The organism is Streptomyces sp. NPDC045678 (assembly GCF_056432085.1).
This window is the reverse complement of record NZ_JBWKJS010000012.1, coordinates 25845-49052: the sequence shown is the minus strand read 5'-3', so window position 1 is coordinate 49052 and position 23208 is coordinate 25845. Positions and strand designations below refer to the sequence as shown.

Annotated in this window: 21 protein-coding genes; 19 read left to right on the top strand and 2 right to left on the bottom strand. The window is 72.8% G+C overall.

Going from position 1 to position 23208, the window contains the following annotated elements:
* Positions 1 to 58 precede the first annotated feature (58 nt).
* From AC07DO_RS34585 to AC07DO_RS34535, 11 genes are all read left to right on the top strand, one after another.
* Positions 59 to 1534 (top strand): FAD-dependent monooxygenase, encoded by a 1476-nt coding sequence (locus AC07DO_RS34585; protein ID WP_479065512.1) that lies wholly within the window; start codon positions 59 to 61, stop codon positions 1532 to 1534.
* Between the two features lie 52 nt (positions 1535 to 1586).
* Positions 1587 to 2282 carry an antibiotic biosynthesis monooxygenase family protein gene (locus tag AC07DO_RS34580; protein ID WP_479065510.1) on the top strand — a complete coding sequence of 232 codons (696 nt, stop codon included), beginning with the start codon at positions 1587 to 1589 and terminating at the stop codon, positions 2280 to 2282.
* A gap of 91 nt (positions 2283 to 2373) precedes the next feature.
* Positions 2374 to 2703, top strand: coding sequence for a TcmI family type II polyketide cyclase (locus AC07DO_RS34575; RefSeq protein ID WP_479065508.1), 330 nt, complete (start codon positions 2374 to 2376; stop codon positions 2701 to 2703).
* Complete coding sequence (locus AC07DO_RS34570) at positions 2700 to 3971, top strand: beta-ketoacyl-[acyl-carrier-protein] synthase family protein (protein WP_479065506.1); 1272 nt, start codon at positions 2700 to 2702, stop codon at positions 3969 to 3971. The genes AC07DO_RS34575 and AC07DO_RS34570 overlap by 4 nt, the downstream gene beginning before the upstream one ends.
* Positions 3968 to 5200, top strand: a complete 1233-nt coding sequence (locus AC07DO_RS34565) for a ketosynthase chain-length factor (protein WP_479065504.1) — start codon at positions 3968 to 3970, stop codon at positions 5198 to 5200. Before AC07DO_RS34570 ends, AC07DO_RS34565 begins: the two co-directional genes overlap by 4 nt.
* Positions 5197 to 5466, top strand: a complete 270-nt coding sequence (locus AC07DO_RS34560; RefSeq protein WP_479065502.1) for an acyl carrier protein — start codon at positions 5197 to 5199, stop codon at positions 5464 to 5466. Before AC07DO_RS34565 ends, AC07DO_RS34560 begins: the two co-directional genes overlap by 4 nt.
* A 13-nt stretch (positions 5467 to 5479) precedes the next feature.
* A complete protein-coding gene (gene fabG / locus AC07DO_RS34555; protein ID WP_479065501.1) occupies positions 5480 to 6265 on the top strand; it encodes a 3-oxoacyl-ACP reductase FabG in 786 nt (261 codons plus the stop codon).
* 32 nt (positions 6266 to 6297) lie between these two features.
* Positions 6298 to 7242 (top strand): aromatase/cyclase, encoded by a 945-nt coding sequence (locus AC07DO_RS34550; RefSeq protein WP_479065499.1) that lies wholly within the window; start codon positions 6298 to 6300, stop codon positions 7240 to 7242.
* A gap of 1 nt (position 7243) precedes the next feature.
* Positions 7244 to 8779, top strand: a complete 1536-nt coding sequence (locus tag AC07DO_RS34545; protein WP_479065497.1) for an FAD-dependent monooxygenase — start codon at positions 7244 to 7246, stop codon at positions 8777 to 8779.
* A gap of 42 nt (positions 8780 to 8821) precedes the next feature.
* Positions 8822 to 10354 carry an FAD-dependent monooxygenase gene (locus AC07DO_RS34540; protein WP_479065495.1) on the top strand — a complete coding sequence of 511 codons (1533 nt, stop codon included), beginning with the start codon at positions 8822 to 8824 and terminating at the stop codon, positions 10352 to 10354.
* A gap of 239 nt (positions 10355 to 10593) precedes the next feature.
* Positions 10594 to 11418, top strand: coding sequence for an alpha/beta hydrolase (locus AC07DO_RS34535; RefSeq protein ID WP_479065917.1), 825 nt, complete (start codon positions 10594 to 10596; stop codon positions 11416 to 11418).
* Between the two features lie 41 nt (positions 11419 to 11459).
* Here AC07DO_RS34535 and AC07DO_RS34530 read toward each other — a convergent pair whose 3' ends face one another.
* The gene (locus AC07DO_RS34530) at positions 11460 to 12329 is read right to left on the bottom strand and encodes a sigma-70 family RNA polymerase sigma factor (protein ID WP_479065915.1); all 870 of its coding nucleotides are present in this window, start codon (positions 12327 to 12329) and stop codon (positions 11460 to 11462) included.
* Positions 12330 to 12632: 303 nt separating this feature from the next.
* On the opposite strand from AC07DO_RS34530, the gene AC07DO_RS34525 reads away from it, so the two are divergent.
* Entirely contained in the window at positions 12633 to 14735 is a 2103-nt protein-coding gene (locus AC07DO_RS34525; protein ID WP_479065493.1) for an MMPL family transporter, read from the top strand.
* Between the two features lie 239 nt (positions 14736 to 14974).
* Positions 14975 to 15427: a carboxymuconolactone decarboxylase family protein gene (locus AC07DO_RS34520; RefSeq protein ID WP_479065491.1), complete on the top strand. Its 453-nt coding sequence runs from the start codon at positions 14975 to 14977 to the stop codon at positions 15425 to 15427.
* A gap of 87 nt (positions 15428 to 15514) precedes the next feature.
* Here the strand turns inward: AC07DO_RS34520 and AC07DO_RS34515 are convergent, their stop codons facing one another.
* Entirely contained in the window at positions 15515 to 15979 is a 465-nt protein-coding gene (locus AC07DO_RS34515) for a VOC family protein (RefSeq protein ID WP_479065489.1), read from the bottom strand.
* A 199-nt stretch (positions 15980 to 16178) separates the two neighbouring features.
* On the opposite strand from AC07DO_RS34515, the gene AC07DO_RS34510 reads away from it, so the two are divergent.
* The 6 genes from AC07DO_RS34510 (at position 16179) to AC07DO_RS34485 (ending at position 23156) form a co-directional block, all read left to right on the top strand.
* Positions 16179 to 16505: a 4Fe-4S dicluster domain-containing protein gene (locus AC07DO_RS34510; protein ID WP_479065487.1), complete on the top strand. Its 327-nt coding sequence runs from the start codon at positions 16179 to 16181 to the stop codon at positions 16503 to 16505.
* The gene (locus AC07DO_RS34505) at positions 16502 to 18439 is read left to right on the top strand and encodes a hypothetical protein (RefSeq protein ID WP_479065485.1); all 1938 of its coding nucleotides are present in this window, start codon (positions 16502 to 16504) and stop codon (positions 18437 to 18439) included. The genes AC07DO_RS34510 and AC07DO_RS34505 overlap by 4 nt, the downstream gene beginning before the upstream one ends.
* A complete protein-coding gene (locus tag AC07DO_RS34500) occupies positions 18436 to 19833 on the top strand; it encodes an amidase (protein ID WP_479065484.1) in 1398 nt (465 codons plus the stop codon). Before AC07DO_RS34505 ends, AC07DO_RS34500 begins: the two co-directional genes overlap by 4 nt.
* A 3-nt stretch (positions 19834 to 19836) precedes the next feature.
* On the top strand, positions 19837 to 21342 hold the full coding sequence (locus AC07DO_RS34495) for a glutamine synthetase family protein (RefSeq protein ID WP_479065482.1): 1506 nt from the start codon (positions 19837 to 19839) through the stop codon (positions 21340 to 21342).
* A gap of 100 nt (positions 21343 to 21442) precedes the next feature.
* A complete protein-coding gene (gene purB / locus AC07DO_RS34490) occupies positions 21443 to 22732 on the top strand; it encodes an adenylosuccinate lyase (protein WP_479065480.1) in 1290 nt (429 codons plus the stop codon).
* Positions 22716 to 23156: a GNAT family N-acetyltransferase gene (locus AC07DO_RS34485; protein WP_479065478.1), complete on the top strand. Its 441-nt coding sequence runs from the start codon at positions 22716 to 22718 to the stop codon at positions 23154 to 23156. Before purB ends, AC07DO_RS34485 begins: the two co-directional genes overlap by 17 nt.
* Positions 23157 to 23208 lie beyond the last annotated feature (52 nt).

Sequence of the window (23208 nt, the reverse complement as noted above, 5' to 3'; positions counted from 1 at the left end):
CGCTCGGCCGCTGTCCATACTCGTAAAACATCAACCACACGACGGCGGATGGGCGACGATGGACAATTATGACGCGGACGTGATCATTGTAGGTGCAGGGCCCACCGGCCTTATGTTTGCCGGTGAGTTGGGCCTGCACGGAATTTCCGTTCTCGTGCTCGACAGGCTCGCCGAACCGATGCGGCAGTCACGCGCCCTCGGATTCTCCGCGCGCACCATCGAGGAATTCGCACAGCGCGGACTGCTCGCCCGCCTCGGCGAGGTCGACGTCATCCCCGCCGGGCACTTCGGCGGCATCCCCCTGGACTACCAGGTACTCAGCGGCGGTTCCTACGGCGCACGCGGCATCCCCCAGTCCCGCACCGAGGCGATGCTGGCCGACCGGGCCGGCGAACAGGGCGCCCGCATCCGCCGCTCCGTCGAGGTCACCGGCCTCAGCCAGGACGAGCACGGGGTGACCCTGCACACGAGCGGCACCGGGGCCAAGGACGGGGCCGAGGAACTGCGCGCCCGGTACGTGATCGGCTGCGACGGCGCCCGCAGCGCGGTGCGCGCCGCCGCCGGCATCGACTTCCCCGGCACCGAGCCGGCCGTCGAGCTGCGCTTCGCCGACATCACCGGAGTGCGGCTGCGGCCCCGCTTCGCCGGCGAGCGGGTGCCCGGCGGCATGATCATGGTGCTGCCGCTGGGCCCGGACCGCTGCCGCATCATCTACTACGACCGCAGCGAACCGCTGCGCAAGAGCACCGAGCCGATCACCTTCGACGAGGTCGCCGACACCTTCCACAAGCTGTCGGGCGAGGACATCCACGCCGCCACCCCGCTGTGGGTGAGCTCGACCACCGATGTGAGCCGGCAGGCCGCCGAGTACCGGCGCGGGCGGGTGTTCCTGGCCGGCGACGCCGCGCACATCCACCTGCCCATCGGCGCCCAGGGCATGAGCGCCGGCGTGCAGGACGCGGTCAACCTCGGCTGGAAACTCGCCCTCGTCCTCAAGGAAGCGGCCCCCGACACCCTGCTGGACACCTACCACAGCGAGCGCCACCCGGTCGGCGCCCGCATCCTGACCAACACCCTGGCCCAGCGCATCCTCTACCTCGGCGGCGAGGAGATCACCCCGCTGCTCGACGTCTTCACCGAACTCACCCGCTACGAGTCGGTCCAGCGCCACCTGGTCGGCATGGTCACCGGCCTCGACATCCGCCACGACGTCGGCGCGGGGGAGCACCCCCTGCTCGGCCGGCGCCTGGAGGACGGCCACCTCATCTGCGAGGGCCGGCACACCAGCGTCCACGCGCTGCTGCACGCCGGCCGCGGCGTGCTGCTCGATCTCGGCGGCGACAGCCCGCTGCCGGCCGCCGCCAAGGCCTGGTCGGACCGCGTCGACATCGTCACCGCACGGCCCGGCCCCGGCCTGCCCGCCGCCGACGCGATCCTGCTGCGCCCCGACGGCTACATCGCCTGGATCGCGCCCGACCCGGGCGCGCCCGCCCTGCCCGACGCCCTGGAGCGCTGGTTCGGCCCCGCCGCCTGAACCCGCCCCGCCCGCCGCGCACCCACTCCTGACAGGAAGAGACCCCACCGCCATGCCCTACATCTCCACCCAGGACAAGCACCTGACCGTCCTCAATCTGTTCACCACCGACCAGCCGGAGAAGCAGGACAAGCTCCTGCAGGAGATGCGGAAGATCGTCGACACCGCGGCGTTCGACGGCTGGATCTCCTCCACCGTGCACGCCGGACAGGACAGCCCCGGCACCGCCAACTTCATCCAGTGGCGCAGCGGCGAGGACCTGGAGAAGCGGTACGCGGGCGAGGAGTTCAAGCACCGCACGCTGCCCGTCTTCCAGGACATCACCACCTCGATCCGGCTGCTGCAGAGCGTCATCGTCCACACCGGGCGCCACCCCTCCCAGGGCGAGGCGACCGAGGTCTCGCCCGACCGCGACGACCACACCGTCATCGAGATCTTCAAGGTCTCCCAGGGCAACCAGGACGAACTGATCGCCGAGCTCGGCAAGGGCCGCTCCTGGCTGGTGGACGTGGACGGCTACCGCTCGCACAGCGTCTTCAAGGGCCTGCGCGCCCGCTTCCTGGACGGCCCCTTCGTCGTCGTCTACTCCCAGTGGGCCAGCAAGGAGCAGTACGACGCCCACCGCCACCAGGCCACCGCGCAGCAGTCCGAGGCGCGCCAGAAGTCCGAGGCGCGCATCAACGCCCTGAAGACCGAGAGCGACTGGAACTCCTACCGGGTCGTCCACAGCCGCGCCGCCGGCGCGTGAGCCGCCCGGACCGGCCGCGCGGGCCCCGCCCGCCCGGCCGGTCCCGTCCCCGTCGACCACGGCGCCCGTCGCCCACCGCAAGGAGCGAGGTATGCACAGCACGCTGATCGTGGCCCGGATGGCGATCGACTCCAGCCGCAGCGTCGCCGAACTGTTCACCGACTTCGACGCCACCGACATGCCCCACCGGATGGGCACCCGGCGCCGCCAACTCTTCGCCTACCGCGGCCTCTACTTCCACCTGCAGGACTTCGACTCCGACGACGGAGGCGCCCGCATCGAACGCGCCAAGGACGACCCCCGCTTCGTGCGGATCAGCGACGACCTCAAGCCGCACATCGAGGCCTACGACCCGGCGACCTGGCGCTCCCCGGCCGACGCGATGGCCCAGCGCTTCTACTCCTGGGAGGCCGGCGCATGACGCAGCGCCGCGTCGCCATCACCGGCATCGAGGTCCTGGCCCCCGGCGGCCCGGGCCGAAAAGAGTTCTGGCAGCTCATCAGCGAGGGCCGCACCGCGACCCGGGGCATCACCTTCTTCGACCCCGCCCCCTTCCGCTCCAAGGTGGCGGCCGAGGCCGACTTCTGCGGCCTGGAACACGGCCTGAGCCCGCAGGAGGTGCGGCGCATGGACCGCGCCGCACAGTTCGCCGTGGTCACCGCGCGCAGCGCCGTGGCGGACAGCGGCGCCGAACTGGCCGAGCACCCCCCGCACCGGATCGGCGTGGTCGTGGGCAGCGCGGTGGGCGCCACCATGGGCCTGGACAACGAATACCGCGTCGTCAGCGACGGCGGCCGCCTGGACCTGGTCGACCACCGCTACGCGGTGCCGCACCTGTACAACTACCTGGTGCCCAGCTCGTTCGCGGCCGAGGTGGCCTGGGCGGTCGGCGCGGAAGGCCCCTCCACGGTCGTCTCCACCGGCTGCACCTCGGGCATCGACGCGGTCGGCTACGCCGTGGAGCTGGTGCGCGAGGGCTCCGTCGACGTCATGGTCGCCGGCGCCTCGGACGCACCGATCTCCCCGATCACCATGGCGTGCTTCGACGCGATCAAGGCGACCACACCGCGCCACGACGCCCCCGAACAGGCCTCGCGGCCCTTCGACAGCACCCGCAACGGCTTCGTGCTCGGCGAGGGCGCCGCCTTCTTCGTCCTGGAGGAACTGCACAGCGCCCGGCGCCGCGGCGCGCACATCTACGCCGAGATCGCCGGCTACGCCACCCGCTCCAACGCCTACCACATGACCGGACTGCGCCGGGACGGCGCGGAGATGGCCGAGGCCATCCGCCTGGCCCTGGACGAGGCGCGGCTCAACCCCGAGAGCATCGACTACATCAACGCCCACGGCTCGGGCACCAAGCAGAACGACCGGCACGAGACGGCCGCGTTCAAACGGGCCCTGGGCGAACACGCCTACCGCACCCCGGTCAGCTCCATCAAGTCGATGGTGGGCCACTCGCTGGGCGCCATCGGCTCCATCGAGATCGCCGCCTCCGCGCTGGCCATGGAGTACGACGTCGTGCCGCCCACCGCCAACCTGCACACCCCCGACCCCGAATGCGACCTGGACTACGTGCCGTTGACCGCCCGCGACCAGCGGGTCGACACGGTCCTCACGGTCGGCAGCGGCTTCGGCGGATTCCAGAGCGCGATGGTGCTCACCTCGGCGCAAAGGAGCACCGTATGACTGCGGTCGCGGTCACCGGCATGGGCATCGCCGCCCCCAACGGCCTGGGCGCGGCCGACTACTGGGCGGCCACCCTCGGCGCGAAGAGCGGCATCGGCCGCATCACCCGCTTCGACCCCTCCGGCTACCCCGCCCAACTGGCCGGCGAGATCCCCGGCTTTGAAGCAGCCGACCACCTGCCGGGCCGGCTGCTGCCGCAGACCGACCGCGTCACCCGGCTCTCGCTGGCCGCCGCGGACTGGGCGCTGGCCGACGCCGGGGTGGACGTGGCCGCCTTCGACCCGCTGGACATGGGGGTGGTCACCGCCAGCCACGCGGGCGGCTTCGAGTTCGGCCAGGACGAACTGCAGAAACTGTGGGCCAAGGGCAGCCAGTTCGTCTCCGCCTACCAGTCCTTCGCCTGGTTCTACGCCGTCAACAGCGGCCAGATCTCCATCCGGCACGGCATGAAGGGCCCCAGCGGCGTCGTCGTCAGCGACCAGGCCGGCGGCCTGGACGCGCTCGCACAGGCCCGGCGCCTGGTGCGCAAGGGCACCCCGCTGATCGTGGGCGGCGCCCTGGACGCCTCGGTCTGCCCCTGGGGCTGGGTGGCCCAGCTCGCCGGCGGACGCATGAGCGACAGCGACGAACCCACCCGCGCCTACCTGCCCTTCGACCGCGACGCCCGCGGCTACGTGCCCGGCGAGGGCGGCGCCATCCTCACCCTGGAGCCCGCCGAGGCGGCCCGCGCCCGCGGCGCCACCCTCTACGGCGAACTCGCCGGCTACGGCTCCACCATCGACCCGCCCCCGCACAGCGGCCGCGGCTCCACCCTGCGCACCGCCATCCGCACCGCGCTGGCGGACGCAGGCACCGCGCCCGGCGACATCGACGTGGTCTTCGCCGACGGCGCGGGCGTACCCGAACTGGACCGGGCCGAGGCCGCCGCGATCAGCGAGGTCTTCGGCGCGGGCCGCGTCCCGGTCACCGTGCCCAAGACGATGACCGGCCGCCTGCACTCCGGCGCCGCACCCCTGGACGTGGCCTGCGCGCTCCTCGCGATGCGCGCCGGCCTCATCCCGCCCACCGTCCACATCGACCCCTGCCCCGAGTACGACCTGGACCTGGTCCTGTACCAGGTCCGCCCGGCCACGCTGCGCACCGCGCTGGTACTGGCCCGCGGCCACGGAGGGTTCAACTCCGCGATGGTCGTACGCGCGGCCCCAGACGAAGGAAACCCCTCGACATGACGGACCAGCCGTTCACCCTCACCGACCTCAAGCGCATCCTCCTCGAGGCCGCGGGCGCCGACGAGGCCGCCCCGCTCGACGACGACATCCTGGACACCACCTTCGCCCTGCTGGGCTACGAGTCGCTCGCCCTGCTGGAGACCGGCGGCTGCATCGAGCGCGAGTACGGCATCGCACTGGACGACGACACACTGAGCGACGCCCTGACCCCCCGGGAACTGATCCACACCGTCAACGAGCGGCTGGCCGCCGCCCGCGTGGCCTGAGAGGACACCCGCCATGACACAGACCGCCCCCCGCCTCGCGCTCGTCACCGGCGCCACCAGCGGCATCGGCCTGGCCACCGCCGCCCTGCTGGCCCAGCAGGGCCACCGGGTCTTTCTGGGCGCCCGCACCGACAGCGACGTCGTGGCCACCGTCAAAGCCCTGCGCAACGACGGCCTGGAGGCCGAGGGCCAGGCACTCGACGTACGCGATGCCGCCTCCATCGGCGCCTTCGTGACCGCCGCCGTGGAACGGTTCGGCCCCGTGGACGTCCTGGTCAACAACGCCGGCCGCTCCGGCGGCGGCGTCACCGCCGACATCGCCGACGACCTGTGGGACGACGTCATCGACACCAACCTCAACAGCGTCTTCCGCATGACCCGCGAGGTCCTCACCACCGGCCGCATGCGCGAACAAGGCCGCGGCCGCATCATCAACGTCGCCTCCACCGCCGGCAAACAGGGCGTCGTGCTCGGCGCCCCCTACTCCGCCTCCAAACACGGCGTCGTCGGCTTCACCAAGGCACTGGGCAACGAACTCGCCCCCACCGGCATCACCGTCAACGCCGTGTGCCCCGGCTACGTGGAGACCCCCATGGCCCAGCGGGTCCGCCAGGGCTACGCCGCCGCCTACGACACCACCGAAGAGGCGATCCTCACCAAGTTCCAGGCCAAGATCCCCCTCGGCCGCTACAGCACCCCCCAGGAAGTCGCCGGCCTCATCGGCTACCTGGCCGGCGACACCGCCGCCTCCATCACCTCCCAGGCACTCAACGTCTGCGGCGGCCTCGGCAACTTCTGACCCCCGACCGCCCCGTACAAGGAGCAGCAGTCATGACGACGCGTCAGGTCGAGCACGAGATCACCATCGGCGCGCCCGCCGCCACGGTCTACCGCCTGCTGGCGGACGTGAGCCACTGGCCGCAGATCTTCCCGCCCACCATCCACGTCGAGCGCGAGGAGACGGGCCAGAACCAGGAGCGCATCCGCATCTGGGCCACCGCCAACGGCGAGGCCAAGAACTGGACATCGCGCCGCACCCTGGACCCCGGCCGGCTGCGCATCGTCTTCCGCCAGGAGGTCACCACCGCGCCGGTCGCCGCGATGGGCGGCACCTGGATCGTGGAGCCGCAGGGCGCGGACACCGCACGGGTGCGGCTGCTGCACGACTACCGGGCCATCGACGACGACCCGCAGGACCTGCGGTGGATCGACAAGGCCGTGGACACCAACAGCACCTCGGAACTGGCCGCCCTCAAGGACAACGTCGAACACGCCCACGCCGCCGAGAGCGAGGACCTGGTCTTCTCCTTCACCGACACCGTGGAGATCAACGGCCCGGCCAAGGACGCCTTCGACTTCGTCAACGAGGCCGGGCGCTGGCCCGAACGGCTGCCGCACGTGGCCACCGTACGCTTCGAAGAACCCGCCCCCGGCCTGCAGGTCCTGGAGATGGACACCCGCGCCAAGGACGGCTCGGTGCACACCACCAAGTCCTACCGGGTCGCCCTGGACACCCGCAAAATCGCCTACAAGCAGGTCACCCTGCCCGCCCTGATGACCCTGCACACCGGCCACTGGACCTTCACCGACACCGGCCGGGGCACCACCGAGGCCGCCTCCCAGCACACCGTGTCCCTCAACACCGCCAACATCGCCACGATCCTCGGCGAGCAGGCCACCGTCGCCGACGCCCGCGCCTACGTGCACAGCGCGCTGAGCACCAACAGCCGCGCCACGCTGGGCCATGCCAAGGACTACGCGGAGCGGACGCACTGACATGGCCGCGCAGGGCGCAGCCCGCCCCCGCAGGACCGCCACGGCCCCCACCGACGTACTGGACACCCAGGTCATCGTCGTGGGCGCAGGACCCGTGGGGCTGCTGCTCACCGCCGAACTGTGCCTGCACGGCATCCAGGTCGCCGTCGTCGAACAGCGCCACCGCCCCACCAAGGAGTCACGGGCCTCCACCCTGCACGCCCGCACCATGGAGATCTTCGACAGCCGCGGCCTGCTCGCCGACTTCGCCGGCCCGCCCACCGAAGCGCGCGGCCACTTCGGCGGCCTGCCCCTGGACCTCACCCTGCCCGGCGCCTACCCCGGCCAGCACAAGGTCCCCCAGACCAGGACCGAGTCGGTCCTGGAGGAGTGGGCGCTCTCGCTGGGCGCCGACATCCGCTGCGGCCACCGCCTGGAACTGATCGACCTCGTCCAGGACGGCGAAGTGGTCGAGGCGCAGGCCGTGGGCCGCGACGGCCGCCCCGTACGGCTGCGCGGCAGATACCTGGTGGCCTGCGACGGCCAGGACTCCACCGTGCGCCGCCTGACCGGCGCCGACTTCCCCGGCCAGGGCGCCACCCGCGAACTGCTGCGCGCCGACGTCGAGGGCATCCACATCCGCGACCGGCGCTTCGAGCGGCTGCCGGGCGGCCTGGCCATCGCCGCACGCCGCCCCGACGGCGTCACCCGCGTGATGGTCCACGAATTCGGAGCCCGGGCACAACAGCGCACCCGCCCCCCGCGGTTCACCGAGATGGCCGCCGCCTGGCAGCGGGTCACCGGCGAGGACATCGGCGCCGGCACCCCGCTGTGGGTCAACCACTTCGACGACGCCAACCGCCAGCTCACCCGCTACCGCCACGGCCGCGTGCTGTACGCGGGCGACGCCGCGCACCGCCAGATGCCCATCGGCGGCCAGGCCCTCAACCTGGGCCTGCAGGACGCCTTCAACCTCGGCTGGAAACTCGCCGCGGTCCTGGCCGGCCACGCCCCCAAGGGCCTGCTGGACACCTACCACAGCGAACGGCACGCGGTGGGCCGCGCCGTGCTCGCCAACATCCGCGCCCAGGCGATGCTGCTGCTGGGCGGCGCCGAGGTGGAGCCGCTGCGCGCGGTCCTTGCCGAACTGCTGGCGGACGAGCAGGTACGCACCCGCCTCGCCGGCATGATCAGCGGCCTCGACATCCGCTACGCCGACCGCGGCACCGGCCACCCGCTGACCGGCCTGCGCCTGCCGCACGCCCGGCTGCGGGTGGGCAGCGCCACCTGCACCACCCTGGAACTGCTGCGCTCGGGGCGCGGTCTGCTGCTTGGCCTGGACGGGCGGGTGCCGGCGGCGGGGGAGCGGTGGGCCGACCGCATCGATCTGGTGGTGGCCCGCCCCGAGCCGGACAGCGACCCCGGCGAACTGGACAAGGTGGCCGCGGTGGCGGTGCGCCCGGACGGCTACGTGGTGTGGGCGGCCACCAGCCAGCAGCCCGGCGGCGCGGAGGACCTGCCGGCCGTCCTGGAGCGCTGGTTCGGCATCCCGCACTGAGGAACACCCCGACATCCGCGAGCGAGGAGAGGCAGGACAATCATGGCTGGGACAGCGGTGGACACCGACGTCATCGTGGTCGGCGCCGGCCCGGCGGGGCTGATGCTCGCGGGCGAACTGCGCCTGGGCGGGGCGCGCGTCACCCTCCTGGAGCGGCTCGCCGAGCCGACCGGGCAGTCACGGGGTCTTGGCTTCACCGCCCGGGCCATGGAGGTCTTCGACCAGCGCGGGCTGTTGCCCCGCTTCGGCCAGGGCCCCAGCCTGGAGGTCAGCCCGCTGGGCCACTTCGGCGGGGTGCAGTTCGACTACACCGCGCTGCAGGACGCCCACTTCGGGGCCCGCGGCATCCCGCAGAACCAGACCGAGGCGGTTCTGGAGGCCTGGGCGAAGGAGCTCGGCGCGGACATCCGGCGCGGCTGGGAGGTGACGGAGCTGGCCGAGGGCTTCCTGGACGGCGACCACGTCGAGGTCACCGCCCGCACCCCCCGGGGGACCTGCCGGCTGCGCGCCGCCTACCTGGTGGGCTGCGACGGCGGGCAGAGCGGCATCCGCAAGGCGGCCGGCTTCGGCTTCCCCGGCCTGCCCGCCGGCCGCACCATGTACCTGGCCGACGTCGTGGGCTGCGGGCTCAGGCCCCGCTTCCTGGGCGAGCGGCTGCCGCACGGCATGGTGATGGCGGCCCCGCTGAAGGAGGGCGTGGACCGCATCATCGTCTGCCCGCACGGCGTCCCGGCCGGCGACCGCGACGAGGACATCACCTTCGCCGAGGTCGCCGCCGCCTGGCAGCACATCACCGGCGAGGACATCAGCGCCGGCAGCGCGCAGTGGGTCAGCTCCTTCAGCGACGCCACCCGCCAGGCCGACACCTACCGGCGCGGGCGGGTGCTGCTGGCGGGCGACGCCGCGCACATCCACCTCCCCGCGGGCGGGCAGGGGCTGAGCACCGGCGTGCAGGACGCGGTCAACCTCGGCTGGAAACTGGCCGCCACCCTCCGCGGCACCGCCCCGGCCGGCCTGCTGGACACCTACCACGGGGAGCGGCACCCGGTCGGGCAGCGCCTGCTGACGAACACCCGCGCGCAGGGCCTTGTCTTCCTGGGCGGCGAACCCGCGGACCCGCTGCGCGCCCTGCTGACCGAACTCCTCACCCACGACGAGGTCAGACGCCACCTGGCCGGCACCGTCAGCCACCTCGACATCCACTACGACATGACCGCCCCCGGCACGCCCCCGCCGCCGTCCCCCCACCCCCTGCTCGGCCACCGCCTGCCCAAGCGCCCCCTGACCGGCGCCGACGGCGAGAGCGACACCGCCCGCCTGCTGCACCCCGCCCGCGGCATCCTGCTCGACCTGGCCGACGACGCCGCACTGCGCGCCACCGCCGCCCCCTGGGCGGACCGCGTCCGCACGGTGACGGCCACCGCCAAACCGGCGGAGGGCACCACCGACGTCCTGGCCGGCCTGGACGCACTCCTGGTGCGCCCCGACGGCCACGTGGCCTGGACGGGCGAGGACGCACCACAGGGCCTGACCGCCGCCCTGGCCCACTGGTTCGGCCCGGAACGGGCGGCGTAGTGCCGACCACCCGCGGGGCGGGCGGGATCGACCCGCGTGCGGCGCCGGCGCCGGTGTCCGGCCGGGGAGCGGGCGATGCGGCGGCAACGGCCCCCGGGCCGGGCGAGACCGCCGCCCCACGCGGGCAACAGGCGCCCGCGCCCCGGCGAGGGCCGGGCCGCGCGGCGTCCACGGGCGCAGGAGCTCCCCGGGTCGACCCGCGCGAGGAACAGCCGGGTGGTGGGGTCCGTACGGTCGTCCTGGACGCCGCCGGGCTCGCCCTGTCCGCCCTGCTGAGCGAACCCGCGGGCGCCCCGCGCGCACTGGTCGTGGCGGTGCACGGGGGCGGCATGAGCGCCGGCTACTTCCACGCTCAGGCCCGCCCGGAGCTGTCCCTGCTCCGCCTGGGCGCCCGGCTGGGCTGCACGGTGCTGGCCATCGACCGGCCCGGCTACGGCTCGTCGGCCGCCGCACTGCCGCACGGCCTGCCCCTGAAGGAGCAGACGCCGCTGCTGGGCGCGGCCGTCGCCGACTTCGCCCGCCGCCACCCGGTGGGCGCCGGCGTCTTCCTGCTGGCGCACTCCTTCGGCGGCAAGCTGGCCCTCCGGCTCGCCGCGCACGCCCGGGACGGCGAGGGGCTGCTGGGCGTGGACATCTCGGGCTGCGGGCGGCGTTACGCACCGGGCGCCGAGGACGAGGTGCGCCACAACCGTCCCGCCGCCCGGCGCCGGCACTGGGGGCCGCTGCGGCTGTACCCGCCGGGCACCTTCCGGGCCAGCGCGGACACGGTCGCGCCGATGCCCCCGCGGGAGAGGGCCGATCTGACCGCCTGGCCGGGGACGTTCGACCGGCTCGCGCCGCGGGTGCGGGTGCCGGTACGGCTCACCTTCGCCGAGCACGAGCTGTGGTGGCGCCACCAGGACGCCGACCTGGCGGCGCTGGCGGCCGGCTTCAGCGCCGCGCCCCGCGTCCTGCTGGAGCGCCAGCACGGCGCGGGGCACAACATCAGCCTGGGCTGGGCGGCCCGCGCCTACCACCTGCGGGCCCTGGCGTTCCTGGAGGAGTGCCTGCCCCCGGGCGCCTGAGCGCCCGAGCGCCGGGGGGGGGCGGACCGCCGCGGCGGCGCTCAGGCGTCCAGGACCACGATGTCCATCTCCCGCAGCCGCTCGGGCGCGGCCACCAGGTCGATGGCGGTGATCTTCCCGTCCTCGATGGTGAAGTCGAAGACCACGATCGGGCGGACCTTGGACTGCCACACCGCGCCCACCGACCCGTCGACGAGCGCGATGCGGGCCGCTTCGGCGCCGCCGGAGAAGATGCTCGCCACGCCCTGGGCGCCCTCGGTCAGCGGCGCCGCCCCGATGCGCACCGCCGTGTCGTCGGCGTGCATGGAGGCGTCGGGGGCCAGCAGGGTGAGCAGCCGCTCGAACTCCCCGTTGCGGGCGGCGGTCAAGAAGGCGTCCACGACCTTGTGCTGGCGCTGCAGGTCGGGCAGGGGAGAGGCGCCGTGCACCCGCCGCCGGGCCCGGCTGGCCAGCTGCCGGGTGGCCGCCGGACTGCGCCCGATGATCGCGGCGATGTCGGCGAACGGCACGGCGAAGGTGTCGTGCAGGACGAAGGCGAGGCGCTCGTCGGGGTCGAGGGTGTCCAGGACCACCAGCATCGCCAGGCCCACCGAGTCGGCGAGCACGGCCGCCTGCTCGGGGTCGGAGGCGTCCTCGGTGCGGGGCTCGCCCGAGGGCTCGGCGTGCTCGGCCAGGAACTCCTCGCGCCGGTTGCGGGCACGCAGCATGTCCAGGCAGACCCGGCCCACCACCGTGGTGAGCCAGCCGTCGAGGTTCTCCACACTGTCGGTCTCGCTGCGGTGCAGCCGGATCCAGGCCTCCTGCACGGCGTCCTCGGCCTCGTCGGTCGAGCCGAGCATGCGCTGGGCCACGGCCTGCAGCCGCGGCCGCTTCTCCTCGAACGCACGCGCCAACCGTTCGTTTTCCTGCATGACCACCGTCGTCCCCTTCGGTCCCGGTCGGTGTGTGACAAACGCCTGTCACATCTTCGCGCTGCCGGGCGTCATAGCAGTGACGAACGGGACCACCCGCGTGTGACGGGATGCGGCAGCGCAGGCAACGCCGGGGCGCCGCGCCCCCGGCCGCGCTCTCTCCCGGAATTTTTCAAGAGCGGAGCTGTCCGAAGCAGGCTCCCTGACCCTTTGCGAGCATCCATGACAACGCTACGTCGTCGACCAGACACCCACAGTGACAGTCCAGGCGCCGCAGCCGGATTCCTGGCCCGCTATGCCCGCATGGTCAGCGGACGCCGCACCAAGTGGGCCGTGCTCGTCATCTGGCTGGTCCTCATCTCCGCCGGCGGATCCCTCGCCGCCAAGCTGGGCGACGTCCAGGACAACGACCCCGAGACCTGGCTGCCCTCCAGCGCCCAGTCCACCCAGGCCGTCGCCCTGGCCGAGAAGCACTTCGCCGACAAGGACAGCAGCACCGCCATCATCATCTACGCCCGCGGCGGCGGCCTCACCGACGCCGACCGGGACAAGATCGCAGCCGACCGCACCGCGCTGCAGGACGACATCGCCGTCGGCGACGTCGCCAAACCCCAGATCTCCAAGGACAACAAGGCCGCCTTCCTCAGCTACCCGCTGCGCACCAGCCCCAGCGACAACGGAGTGCTCACCGACGCCGTGAGCGACTCCGAGGACATCGTGAAGAAGGACGCACCCGACGGCCTGGACGTCCGCATCGCCGGCGAGGCCGGCAGCGTCCGCGACTTCGCCGAGGTCTACAGCGGCATGGACGGCGCCCTGCTGGGCGCGGCCCTCGGCGTCGTCGCCCTGCTGCTCCTGCTGACCTACCGCAGCCCCGTCCTGTGGCTGGTCCCGCTGCTCACCGTCTTCCTGGCCAGCCAGGTCGCCAGCGGCGTGGTCTACCTCCTGGCCAAACACGCCGGCCTGCTCGTCAACGGACTCAGCGCGTACATCCTGATGATCCTGTGCGTGGGCGTCGGCACCGACTACGCCCTGCTGCTCATCGCCCGCTACCGCGAGGAACTGCACCGCCACGAGGACCGCCACGAGGCGATGCAGATCGCGGTGCGCCGCTCCCTGCCCGCCCTGGCCGCCTCCGCGGCCACCGTGGGCGTGGCCACGCTGTGCCTGGTCTTCGGCAGCATGAACTCCACCCAGGGCCTGGGCCCGGTGGTGGCCATCGGCATCGCGGTGGTCTTCCTGGCGATGACCTCCCTGCTGCCCGCCCTGCTGGTCATCCTGGGCCGCTGGACGTTCTGGCCCTTCGTGCCCCGCCACACCCCCGGCTACGACGCGAGCGCGCACAAGGAGCACGGCACCTGGGCCCGCGTGGCCGGCGCCGTGGGCCGCAAACCCCGGGTGATCTGGGCCGCCTCCCTGGGCGTCCTGGCCGTCCTGGCCCTGGGCACCGCCACGGTGGAGACCGGCCAGACCCAGGCCGAGCAGTTCACCAAGTCCGTCGACTCCGTCGAGGGCCAGCACCTGCTGGCCAAGCACTTCCCGGCCGGCTCCTCGGCACCCGCCGACATCTACGTGCCCGCCTCCGGAGCGGACAGCGCGCTGCGGACCGTCCAGGACGTCCCCGGCGTCGAATCGGCCGCCACCCAGCGCACCGCGGGCGGCTGGACCCACCTGACCGCCGTCTTCGAGGCCGCCCCGGACACCTCCGCGGCCAAGGACACCGTCGAGCGGATGCGCACGGCCCTGGACAAGACCCAGGGCGAGAGCGCCGAGGCCGTCGTGGGCGGCCAGACCGCGATCGTCCTGGACACCTCCGACGCCCAAAAGGACGAGGAGATGCTCCTCATCCCGCTGATCCTCGCGGTCGTCCTGCTCATGCTGATCCTGGTGCTGCGCGCGGTGGTCGCCCCGCTCGTCCTGCTGGCGTCGGTGGTCGTCTCCTTCGCCTCCGCCGTCGGCGCGGCCTCCCTGCTCTTCCACGCCATCGACTACCCGCGCATCGACCGCGGCCTGCTGCTGATCGGCTTCCTGTTCCTGGTCGCCCTCGGGGTGGACTACACGATCTTCCTGATGGCCCGGGTCCGCGAAGAGGTCAAACTGCGCGGCCACCGCGAGGGCACCCTGACCGGCCTCACCGTCACCGGCGGCGTCATCACCTCCGCGGGCGTCGTCCTGGCCGCCACCTTCTGCGTCCTGGCCGCCATCCCCACCGTGGCCTCCCTGCAGCAGGGCCTGCTCATCGCGATCGGCATCCTCCTGGACACCTTCCTGGTGCGCAGCCTGCTCATCCCCGCCCTCTCCCTCAGCATCGGCCCGCGCATCTGGCGCCCGGGCCACCCCGAGGACGAGGCGCCGCTGCCCAGCGAGCGCCCGTCACAGACCGCCCGCGTCGACGTCGGCACCTGACCGGCGCGCCGGACGGAAAAGGGGGGCGCCGCGTCGAATCCCCCGCGGCGCGGCGCCTGCCCCCCGACCCGGCCCCCGACCCCGGTCCCCGACCCCGGTTCCCGACCCCGGTTCCCGACCGGCCGTCAGGCCCCGGCAGCCCCGGTGACCTGCCGCTGTCACACTCATCCGCCCCCAGTCGTCATAGAAGTGACGCTGCCTGTAAGCGGCGTCGATGGTGATCCAAGAGAGGAAGAATCATGGAAGCGCGCCTGCAGAACCCGGCGATGATCCTTGACGCCACCCAGCCTGTGCAGGACCTGTACAAGGCGATCTACTCCGGTGGAGTCCCGAAGACGACCCTGGACCTGGTCCACCTGCGCGCGAGCCAGATCAACGGCTGCAGCCCCTGTGTGGACTCCGGGGCCCGCGGCGCCCGCAAGGCCGGCGAGACCGAGGAGCGCCTGTTCGCCGTCTCCGCCTGGCGGGAGACCTCCTACTTCACCGACGCCGAGCGCGCCGCGCTGGAGCTGGCCGAGTGCGCCACCCGCCTCTCCGACCGCTCCGACCCGGTGCCGGACGACGTGTGGGAGCGCGCCAAGGCCCACTACGACGAGAAGGGCCTGGCGGCCCTGATCCTCATGGTCTCCCTGACCAACTTCTTCAACCGCCTGAACGTGACCACCAAGGCGATCGCCGGCGCCTGGGGCTGACCGGCACCCGCACCAGCACCGGCACCCGCACACGGCTGAGGCCGGCCCCCCTGACGAGGCGGGCCGGCCTCAGCCGCATGCGGCCCCTCAGCGGGCGCGCGCCCTGCGCGACGGCACGAGGTTGATGCGCCACGACACCCCGAACCGGTCGGTCAGCCACGCGAACCGGGCACTGAATTCATACCCGCCCGCCGGCATGATGACCTCACCCTTCTCCGAAAGCGCCGTGTAGAAACGATCGAATTCACTTTCCGATTCGCACTGCACGTATATCGCGGTCGCGGGGGAGAACTCATACGAATCCCACGGCGCAAGATCGTATCCAACGGCCCCCGGCGGCGGCATGTTCGTACACATGAACATCTGCCCGTCGAGTGTAAAGAGAGCGTGCTGCAGCACCCCTTCCTCCCACCCCGGTTCCCCGGCACGGGCCCGGATCATCCGGTGCACCTCGGAGTTGTCGAAGAGCGAGGTGTAGAACTGCAGCGCCTCCTCGGCCTGGCTCCTGAAGGCCAGGAACGTCATTAGTTTCGGCGCCGGCGTCGCAGGCATCGTGGCAGCTCCTGTTCGTGGTCAAACCCCTGGGGAACGGCTTTGGGGCACGACGGTAGAACCGCCCGTCACTGTTCAACCGAGCAATTCCCCGGTTGAACAAAGCAGTCGAGCAAGCCACCACCGAAGCTCATGGAGTGGTCGAGACACCGTCGTAACGATGTGGGCGTCTCGAACCGACCCGAAGGGTGAGTGTTCCGTGAGCGAGAACGCAATGCCGGCGGCGAAATCCGCCCGTTCCGAGCGGATCGCCGCGCGAACTCGCGGCGAGAACTGGAAGAAGCCACCGCGCCGCATAGAAGCCTCGGAGTGCATCACCTGCGACAGCTGCCTGCGCGGCTGTCCCGAGGAGTTCGGCGCCATATTCGACCGCGGTCTTGACGTCATCATCATTCCCGAACTGTGCTCGGGCTGCCCCGCCTGCGTCCTGGAGTGCCCCGTCGACTGCATCTACGTCGACGAGGACTGGGACCCCACCGACGCCGGCCTGTGGAGCCACATCGACCTGTCCGCGGGCACCTCATGACCGGGCCCGCCGACACGAACGGGCCCGCCGAACGCGAGAGCCGCCGCGCCGCCAACGCCAGAAAACGCCTCAGCCGCCGCCCCAGCCGCCTGGGCACCGCCGCGGGCACCGCACCGGGCCCCGACCGCACCCGCGAGCCCGGCGCCGGCTTCCCCGCCCTGCTGGAACGGGTGTGGCACCGCGCCCGCACCGCCCCCGACCTGCGCACCGGCGTGGACATCCTCCTCGGCCTCGACGGCCACGTACCGCCCCAGGTACAGCTGCGGGCCCTGAGCACCACCGAGGAAGCCGCCTGCCACGCCCTGTGGGGCCTGACCTGGCGCGAGGACACCACCGCACACGAGAGCGCCGAGCCCGAGCAGGCCCCCGACCTCATCGAAGCCGCCGCCGAGGAACCCGTCTTCGTCGGCGAGCTCGCCCTGGCCACCACCGGCCGCATCGTCCTGCGCGGCCCCGCCCAGGGCCCCCTGGACCGCCGCCACCTGGTCGGCGGCGTCCTGCGCGTGCCCTGGTCGCTGCCGGCCGCCCGCGCCTACCACGCCCGGATGAGCCGGGCCGCCGCCCGCACCGCCCACACCCTGGCCGACTGCCGCGCCTGGCTGGAGCGCCAGGGCGACAAGGGCCGCGACGAACTCCTGGAACAGGCCAAGGAAGCGGCCCTGCGCACCGCCCCCTTCGTGCTCTACCAAGAACACCGCCAGTACACCAACTTCCGGGAGCAGAACAGCCTCACCGGCAAGACCCTGTGGCCCGGACACCCCGACTGCGTCCTGAGCAGCCTGCAGCAACTGCCCCTGGAACTCTGGTCCGACCACGACGTGCAGCTGGTCATCGGCCTGACCCTGCTCATCCGCTCCGCCGGCGCCGGCCGGGTGGAGGAGGCCAACGGCACGCAGCTGAGCATCGACCACATCGCCGCCATGCTGGAACGCATCCGCCACTCCTACAACAGCGTGCCCGGCGAGCCGGTCGCCCCCGCCGCCTCCCACGGCGTGGAGGACCTCAAGACCCTCGCCGAAGCGCTCGGCGCACGCCGCCGCCAGGTGATCCGCCAGGTCCCCCTCTACCGCGAGATCCACGGCACCCTGATGCACAAGGTGGAACGCATCGCCGCCGACACCGACCAGGTACGGCGCCGCGACGAGGAACTCGCCCGCCGCCTGGCCGCACGCCTGCCGCTGACCGGCACCACCCTGGACGAACTCGGGCACAGCGCGGCCGCCGACCCCGCCTGGCTCGCCCGCCCGCACGGCGCCTGCGCCACCGGACTGGAAGCACTCGTCCACGAAAGCGTCACGGCCGTCGCCGACGTCTTCGCCGCCGACTTCGCCATGAGCCGCGGCATGCGCTCCCTGCCCGCGCTGATCGACGCGCTGCGCACCGAGAGCTGGGCGGAGATCTGCGGCTGGGACATCACCCACTACTTCTGCTGTGTGGTGCCCCGCCCCCAGGCACGCGCCCACTTCGGCGACTCGCTGCGGGCAACCGCGGACGCGGCCTGGGCGATGTCCTCCCGCATGCAGTACAACTCCTGGCACTTCGTGCCCGGCAACCTGCCCCGCCACCCCGCCGTGGTGGCCCGCGACCACTTCGTGCCGCCCACCATCCCCGACATCGCGTTCTTCTCCGACCAGCACCACCACGGGCACGTCAGCAACCAGGTGCGCTTCTCCATCCGCTCCCCGCAACCCGTCGAGGTGGCCGGACGCACCTTCAACGGCTTCGTCGACCTGCGCCTGCTGCGCTGCGCCGGCACCCCCTTCACCGAGCCCGACCTGCTCGCCGCCCACCGCGCCTCGCGCTTCATCGCCCGCGCCACCACCCTGGCCGCCGAACTGACCCTCACCGGCACCCCGGTCGAGGTCACCGCCTTCGACGCCCCCTGGCACTGGCAGACCATCACCGGCCCCGCCCCCCAGGGCACCCCACGATGACCGCCGGGGCGATCGGGGCGCTCACCGGGCGGCTGCGGCGGCGGGAGACGACCGTCCTCGAACACGTGCAGGCCGTGCTGAGCGCCGTCCGCGAACAGGACACCCTCGGCGCGTTCGTCACCGCCGCAGGCGACGAGGCGCTGCGCGCCGCCGAGCAGGCCGACCGCCGCATCCGCGAACGCGGCGCCCAGGCCTGGCAGGGCGCCCCGCTGCTGGGCGTCACGGTCTCCGTCAAGGACCTCCTGCAGACCCGCGACCTGCCCACCACCCGCGGCTCCCTGCTGCCCAACCGCCGCCCCCAAAAAGACGCCCCGGCCGTCGCACGGCTGCGCGCCGCGGGCGCCGTCATCATCGGCAAGACGACGACCAGCGAGTACGGCTGGAGCGCCGCCACCCTCAGCCGCACCGCCCCGCCCACCGCCAACCCCTACGCCCCCCACCTCACCGCCGGCGGCTCCAGCGGCGGGGCCGCCGCCGCGGTCGCCACCCACCTGGGCGAGGGCGCCCTGGCCACCGACGGAGCCGGCTCCATCCGCATCCCCGCCGCGTTCTGCGGCGTGGCCGGCTACAAACCCTCCTACGGACGCGTCCCCTACGTCCCCAACGGCGTCGACCGCCTCGCCCACCAGGGCACCCTGGCCCGCACCGTCACCGACGCGGCCGCGCTGGCCGCCGTCATCGCAGGCCCCCACCCCGCCGACCCCGACTCCGGCCTGGGCTCCATCGACCTGCCCTCCCACCGCCGCCGCCAGCACATCGGATGGATCGAGTACGAGGGCACCACCGACGAGATCCGCAAGGTCACCGAAGAGGCGATGGGCGCCCTCAAGAGCCAGGGCCACCACGTCGAACGCATCCAGGTGCGCTGCCAGGACCTCTACCCCGCCCTCGTCGACATCCTGGCCGCCGCCGAAGCCGCCGGCACCACCCGCGAGGACGAGGAACACTGCGATCCGGGCCGGCTGGAAATCGTCCGCTACGGCCGCACCCTGAGCGGCACCGCCCTGATGCGCGCCGAAGAAGTCCGCCAGCAACTGCGCACCCGGCTGCGCTCGGTGATGCGCCGCCACCACCTGCTGGCCATGGCCACCGTCCCCGTCGAACCCTTCGACCTGAACGCCATCGCCCCGCCCTGGGCGGCCGACCCCCGCGACCTGCTCTGGCTGGCCTGGTCACCCGCCTCCTACCCCTTCAACATGACCGGCCAGCCCGCGGTGACCCTCCCGGCCGGCCTGACCGGCTCCGGACTGCCGGCCGGGATCCAGCTCGTGGGCCCCGTCGGCGCCGACGAACCGGTCCTGACGGTGGCTCACCGCCTGGAGAGCGAGCTGGGAGCCCTGCCCCCGCCCCGCCCCGGGCACGCGCTCGTCCCCGCCACCGAAAGGACCCCCTGAGACATGTACACCCGCGCATGGCGCTCCGTAGCCGCCCAGGACGCCGTCGGCACACCCTCCTTCGTCGCCGACCACCACCTGTGGACCGGGGAGCAGTCCGCCGCCGCCGAACAGATCGAGGCCGACCTCGCCGGCATCGACTTCGTCCGCCTGGCCTTCTGCGACCCGCACGGCCTGGCCCGCTCCAAGACCCTGACCGCGGACACCTTCCGCTCGGTCCTGCGCAACGGCATGAACTTCAGCCCCGGCCCCTTCCTCTTCGACACCGGCCACGCCCTCGCCGTCGACCTGGGCGACCCCGGCCTGGGCGTGGAAGAACTCGCCGGCGCGGGCAACTTCATCCTCGTACCCGACCCGCTGACCTTCCAGCTCCTGCCCGGCACCCAGCCGCGCACCGCCTGGGTCATCGGCGACGAATACCTGCGCGAGGGCACCCGCCACCCGCTGTCCTCCCGCGCCGTGCTGCACCGCCTGAGCGACCAGTACACCGCCCACGGCTACACCCCGGTCACCGGCCTGGAAGTCGAGTGGTACCTCACCCGCCTGCTCGAGGAGACGCCCGGCAACACGGGCAACGGCTTCGGCCTGCAAGGCCAAGCCCCCCCGGTGGCCGCGATGAACGCCGGCTACCAGTTCAACCTCGACGCCCGCTACGACTCCATCGCCCACATCACCGACCCGCTGGCCATGCACCTGAGCGCGCTGGGCCTGCCGCTGCGCTCCATGGAACACGAATCGGGCCCCGGCCAGGTCGAATCCACCTTCAGCCCGATGTCCGCCCTGGACACCGCGGACGCGATGCTGCTGTTCCGCACCGCCACCAAACGCTGGTGCGCCCGGCGCGGCCACCACGCCACCTTCATGTCACAGCCGCGCCTGGACGCCTTCGACCCCAGCGGCTGGCACCTGCACCAGTCCGTCCTGGACACCGAGAGCGGCCGCAACCTCTTCGCCGCCGACGGCCCCGCGGGCGGCCTGTCCCCGCAGGCCAAGGCCTACGCCGACGGCCTGCTCGCCCACAGCAGGGAGCTGTTCCTGCTCTCGGTGCCCACCGTCAACGGCTACCGCAGGCTCAACTCCCGCCACGCGCTGGCCCCCACCCGCATGGACTGGTCCATGGAGGACCGCAGCGTCATGCTCCGCACGGTCGGCGGCGGCACCGGCGCCCACATCGAAAACCGCAGCGGCGAGCCGTGCGCCAACCCCTACCTGGCCATCGCCGCCCAGCTCTTCGCCGGCCTGGCCGGCCTCACCGGCCCGACGGGCACCCCGGACGGCGAACGGCCCGCCCCGGCCGCCGAACAGCACGTGCCGCAGTCCCTGGACGAAGCCCTGGCCGCCTTCACCGCGGGCCGCGCCGAACAGCTCCTGGGCCGCCCCCTCACCACCTGCCTGACCCGCCTCAAGGAGAGCGAACTGCGCCGCTACACCACCTGGTGCGCCACCACCGGCACCAGCCCCGACCAGGTCACCGCCTGGGAACAGCGCGAGTACTTCGAGGCGTACTGAGCGCCGCGCCGACACACCGCCTGCCGATACCAACCAGCGTGCCGACCCTCCGCCTGCCGACCACCAGCGTGCCAACAACCCGCAGAACAGAGGCCGTTGCATGATTGCCCGATACACCCTGCCCGAGATGGCGGAACTCTTCAGCGACCAGCACCGCTACGCCACCTGGGTCCGCGTCGAGATCCTCGCCACCGAGGCACAGGTACGCCTGGGACGCGTCCCCGAGGACGCCGTGCGCGACATGCGCCGCGCCCCCGTGCCGCTCGCGCACCGCATCGCCGAGATCGAGAAGGAGCGCGACCACGAAGTCCTCTCCTTCCTCGCCGCCTACTGCGAGAACATCCCCGAATCCTCCGCCCGCTTCGTCCACCTGGGCATGACCAGCTACGACCTGGTGGACACCGCGCTGGGCCACACCCTGGCCCGCGCCACCGACCTGCTCACCGCGGCCGCCCGCCGCCTGCGCCGCACCCTGGTGAGGCGGGCCCTGGAGCACTTCGACACCCTGATGGTCGGCCGCACCCACGGCATCCACGCCGAACCGACCACCTTCGGCCACAAACTCGCCGGCTACGCCTTCGCCGTCGACCGCTCCCTGACCCGCCTGGCGGCCGCCCGCGAGGCCGTCGCGGTCGGCACCGTCTCCGGCTCGGTGGGCACCTACGCCCTCATCGACCCCTACGTCGAACAGTACGTGTGCCAGTCACTGGGGCTCGGCATCGAGCCGGCACCCAGCCAGGTCGTCGCCCGCGACCGGCACGCCCAACTGGTGCAGGCCCTCGCCGCGCTGGGGGCCTGCATCGAACAGATCGCCCTGGAGATGCGGCTGCTGCAGCGCACCGAGGTCGCCGAGGTCGAAGAACAGCGCGCCCCGGCCTACCAGGGCTCCAGCGCCATGCCCCACAAACGCAACCCCACCACCAGCGAGCGGCTGTGCGGCCTGGCCCGCCTGCTGCGCGGCTACGCCACCACCGCGCTGGAGGACGTCGCGCTGTGGCACGAGCGGGACCTGGCCCACCAGGCTGTCGAGCGGGTCATCCTGCCCGACAGCCTGGCCGTGGCCCACTTCCAGGCCACCAGGGCCGAAGAGCTCCTGGCCCACCTCACCGTGCGCCCCCAGACGATGCGCGCCGCACTGGAGCACACCCACGGCCTCATCTACAGTTCGGCCGTCCTGGCCGACCTGCTCGGCGACGGCGCCGAGCGCGAGCACGCCTACCGCTCGGCGCAGGCCGCCGCCAACCGGACCGCGGCCACCGGCACCCCCTTCCGGGACACCCTGGCCACCGAGGGCGTCGAGCTGAGCCAAGAGCCGCGGCCCGAGCGCTTCCTGGTCCACCACGACGTCGTACGGCGGCGATTGGAGATGCTCGATGAGCTGGAAGACTGAACGCGTCAACGGATGCGACCTCGACCTGGACGAGGTCCTGGCCGTCTACCACGCCTCCGGCCTGGGCGAGCGCCGGCCCGTGAAGGACCGCGCCCGGATGGCCGCGATGGTGCGCGAGGCCAACCTCGTCGTCGTCGCCCGCGGGGCGCAGGGCACCCTGATCGGCATCGCCCGCAGCATCTCCGACTTCTCCTACGTCACCTACCTCTCCGACATCGCCGTGGTCGGTGACCACCAGCGCTCGGGGGTGGGCATCGCCCTGCTGGAGGAGACCCGCCGCCAGGCCCCCGACGCCAAGGTGGTGCTCCTGTCGGCGCCCGCCGCCGCCGGCTACTACCCGCGCGTGGGCTTCACCCGGCACGACTCGGCGTGGGTCCTGAACCCCGGGGCGCCCCTCCAGGGCCCGCCGGCCCACCAACCGTAGGCGACCGCGGCGCCGCCGGCCCGCACCGGCCGGCGGCCCGCCCGGGCACCGC

What these genes read in the sequence shown, in the direction of transcription:
- AC07DO_RS34530 (WP_479065915.1), bottom strand. Translation starts at nt 12,329, where the DNA reads ATGCAGGAAAACGAACGGTTGGCGCGTGCGTTCGAGGAGAAGCGGCCG.
- AC07DO_RS34515 (WP_479065489.1), bottom strand. Translation starts at nt 15,979, where the DNA reads ATGCCTGCGACGCCGGCGCCGAAACTAATGACGTTCCTGGCCTTCAGG.
- AC07DO_RS34570 (WP_479065506.1), top strand. Translation starts at nt 2,700, where the DNA reads ATGACGCAGCGCCGCGTCGCCATCACCGGCATCGAGGTCCTGGCCCCC.
- AC07DO_RS34540 (WP_479065495.1), top strand. Translation starts at nt 8,822, where the DNA reads ATGGCTGGGACAGCGGTGGACACCGACGTCATCGTGGTCGGCGCCGGC.
- AC07DO_RS34585 (WP_479065512.1), top strand. Translation starts at nt 59, where the DNA reads ATGGACAATTATGACGCGGACGTGATCATTGTAGGTGCAGGGCCCACC.
- AC07DO_RS34505 (WP_479065485.1), top strand. Translation starts at nt 16,502, where the DNA reads ATGACCGGGCCCGCCGACACGAACGGGCCCGCCGAACGCGAGAGCCGC.
- AC07DO_RS34545 (WP_479065497.1), top strand. Translation starts at nt 7,244, where the DNA reads ATGGCCGCGCAGGGCGCAGCCCGCCCCCGCAGGACCGCCACGGCCCCC.
- AC07DO_RS34575 (WP_479065508.1), top strand. Translation starts at nt 2,374, where the DNA reads ATGCACAGCACGCTGATCGTGGCCCGGATGGCGATCGACTCCAGCCGC.
- AC07DO_RS34525 (WP_479065493.1), top strand. Translation starts at nt 12,633, where the DNA reads ATGGTCAGCGGACGCCGCACCAAGTGGGCCGTGCTCGTCATCTGGCTG.
- purB (WP_479065480.1), top strand. Translation starts at nt 21,443, where the DNA reads ATGATTGCCCGATACACCCTGCCCGAGATGGCGGAACTCTTCAGCGAC.
- AC07DO_RS34550 (WP_479065499.1), top strand. Translation starts at nt 6,298, where the DNA reads ATGACGACGCGTCAGGTCGAGCACGAGATCACCATCGGCGCGCCCGCC.
- AC07DO_RS34495 (WP_479065482.1), top strand. Translation starts at nt 19,837, where the DNA reads ATGTACACCCGCGCATGGCGCTCCGTAGCCGCCCAGGACGCCGTCGGC.
- AC07DO_RS34565 (WP_479065504.1), top strand. Translation starts at nt 3,968, where the DNA reads ATGACTGCGGTCGCGGTCACCGGCATGGGCATCGCCGCCCCCAACGGC.
- AC07DO_RS34500 (WP_479065484.1), top strand. Translation starts at nt 18,436, where the DNA reads ATGACCGCCGGGGCGATCGGGGCGCTCACCGGGCGGCTGCGGCGGCGG.
- AC07DO_RS34485 (WP_479065478.1), top strand. Translation starts at nt 22,716, where the DNA reads ATGAGCTGGAAGACTGAACGCGTCAACGGATGCGACCTCGACCTGGAC.
- fabG (WP_479065501.1), top strand. Translation starts at nt 5,480, where the DNA reads ATGACACAGACCGCCCCCCGCCTCGCGCTCGTCACCGGCGCCACCAGC.
- AC07DO_RS34520 (WP_479065491.1), top strand. Translation starts at nt 14,975, where the DNA reads ATGGAAGCGCGCCTGCAGAACCCGGCGATGATCCTTGACGCCACCCAG.
- AC07DO_RS34560 (WP_479065502.1), top strand. Translation starts at nt 5,197, where the DNA reads ATGACGGACCAGCCGTTCACCCTCACCGACCTCAAGCGCATCCTCCTC.
- AC07DO_RS34580 (WP_479065510.1), top strand. Translation starts at nt 1,587, where the DNA reads ATGCCCTACATCTCCACCCAGGACAAGCACCTGACCGTCCTCAATCTG.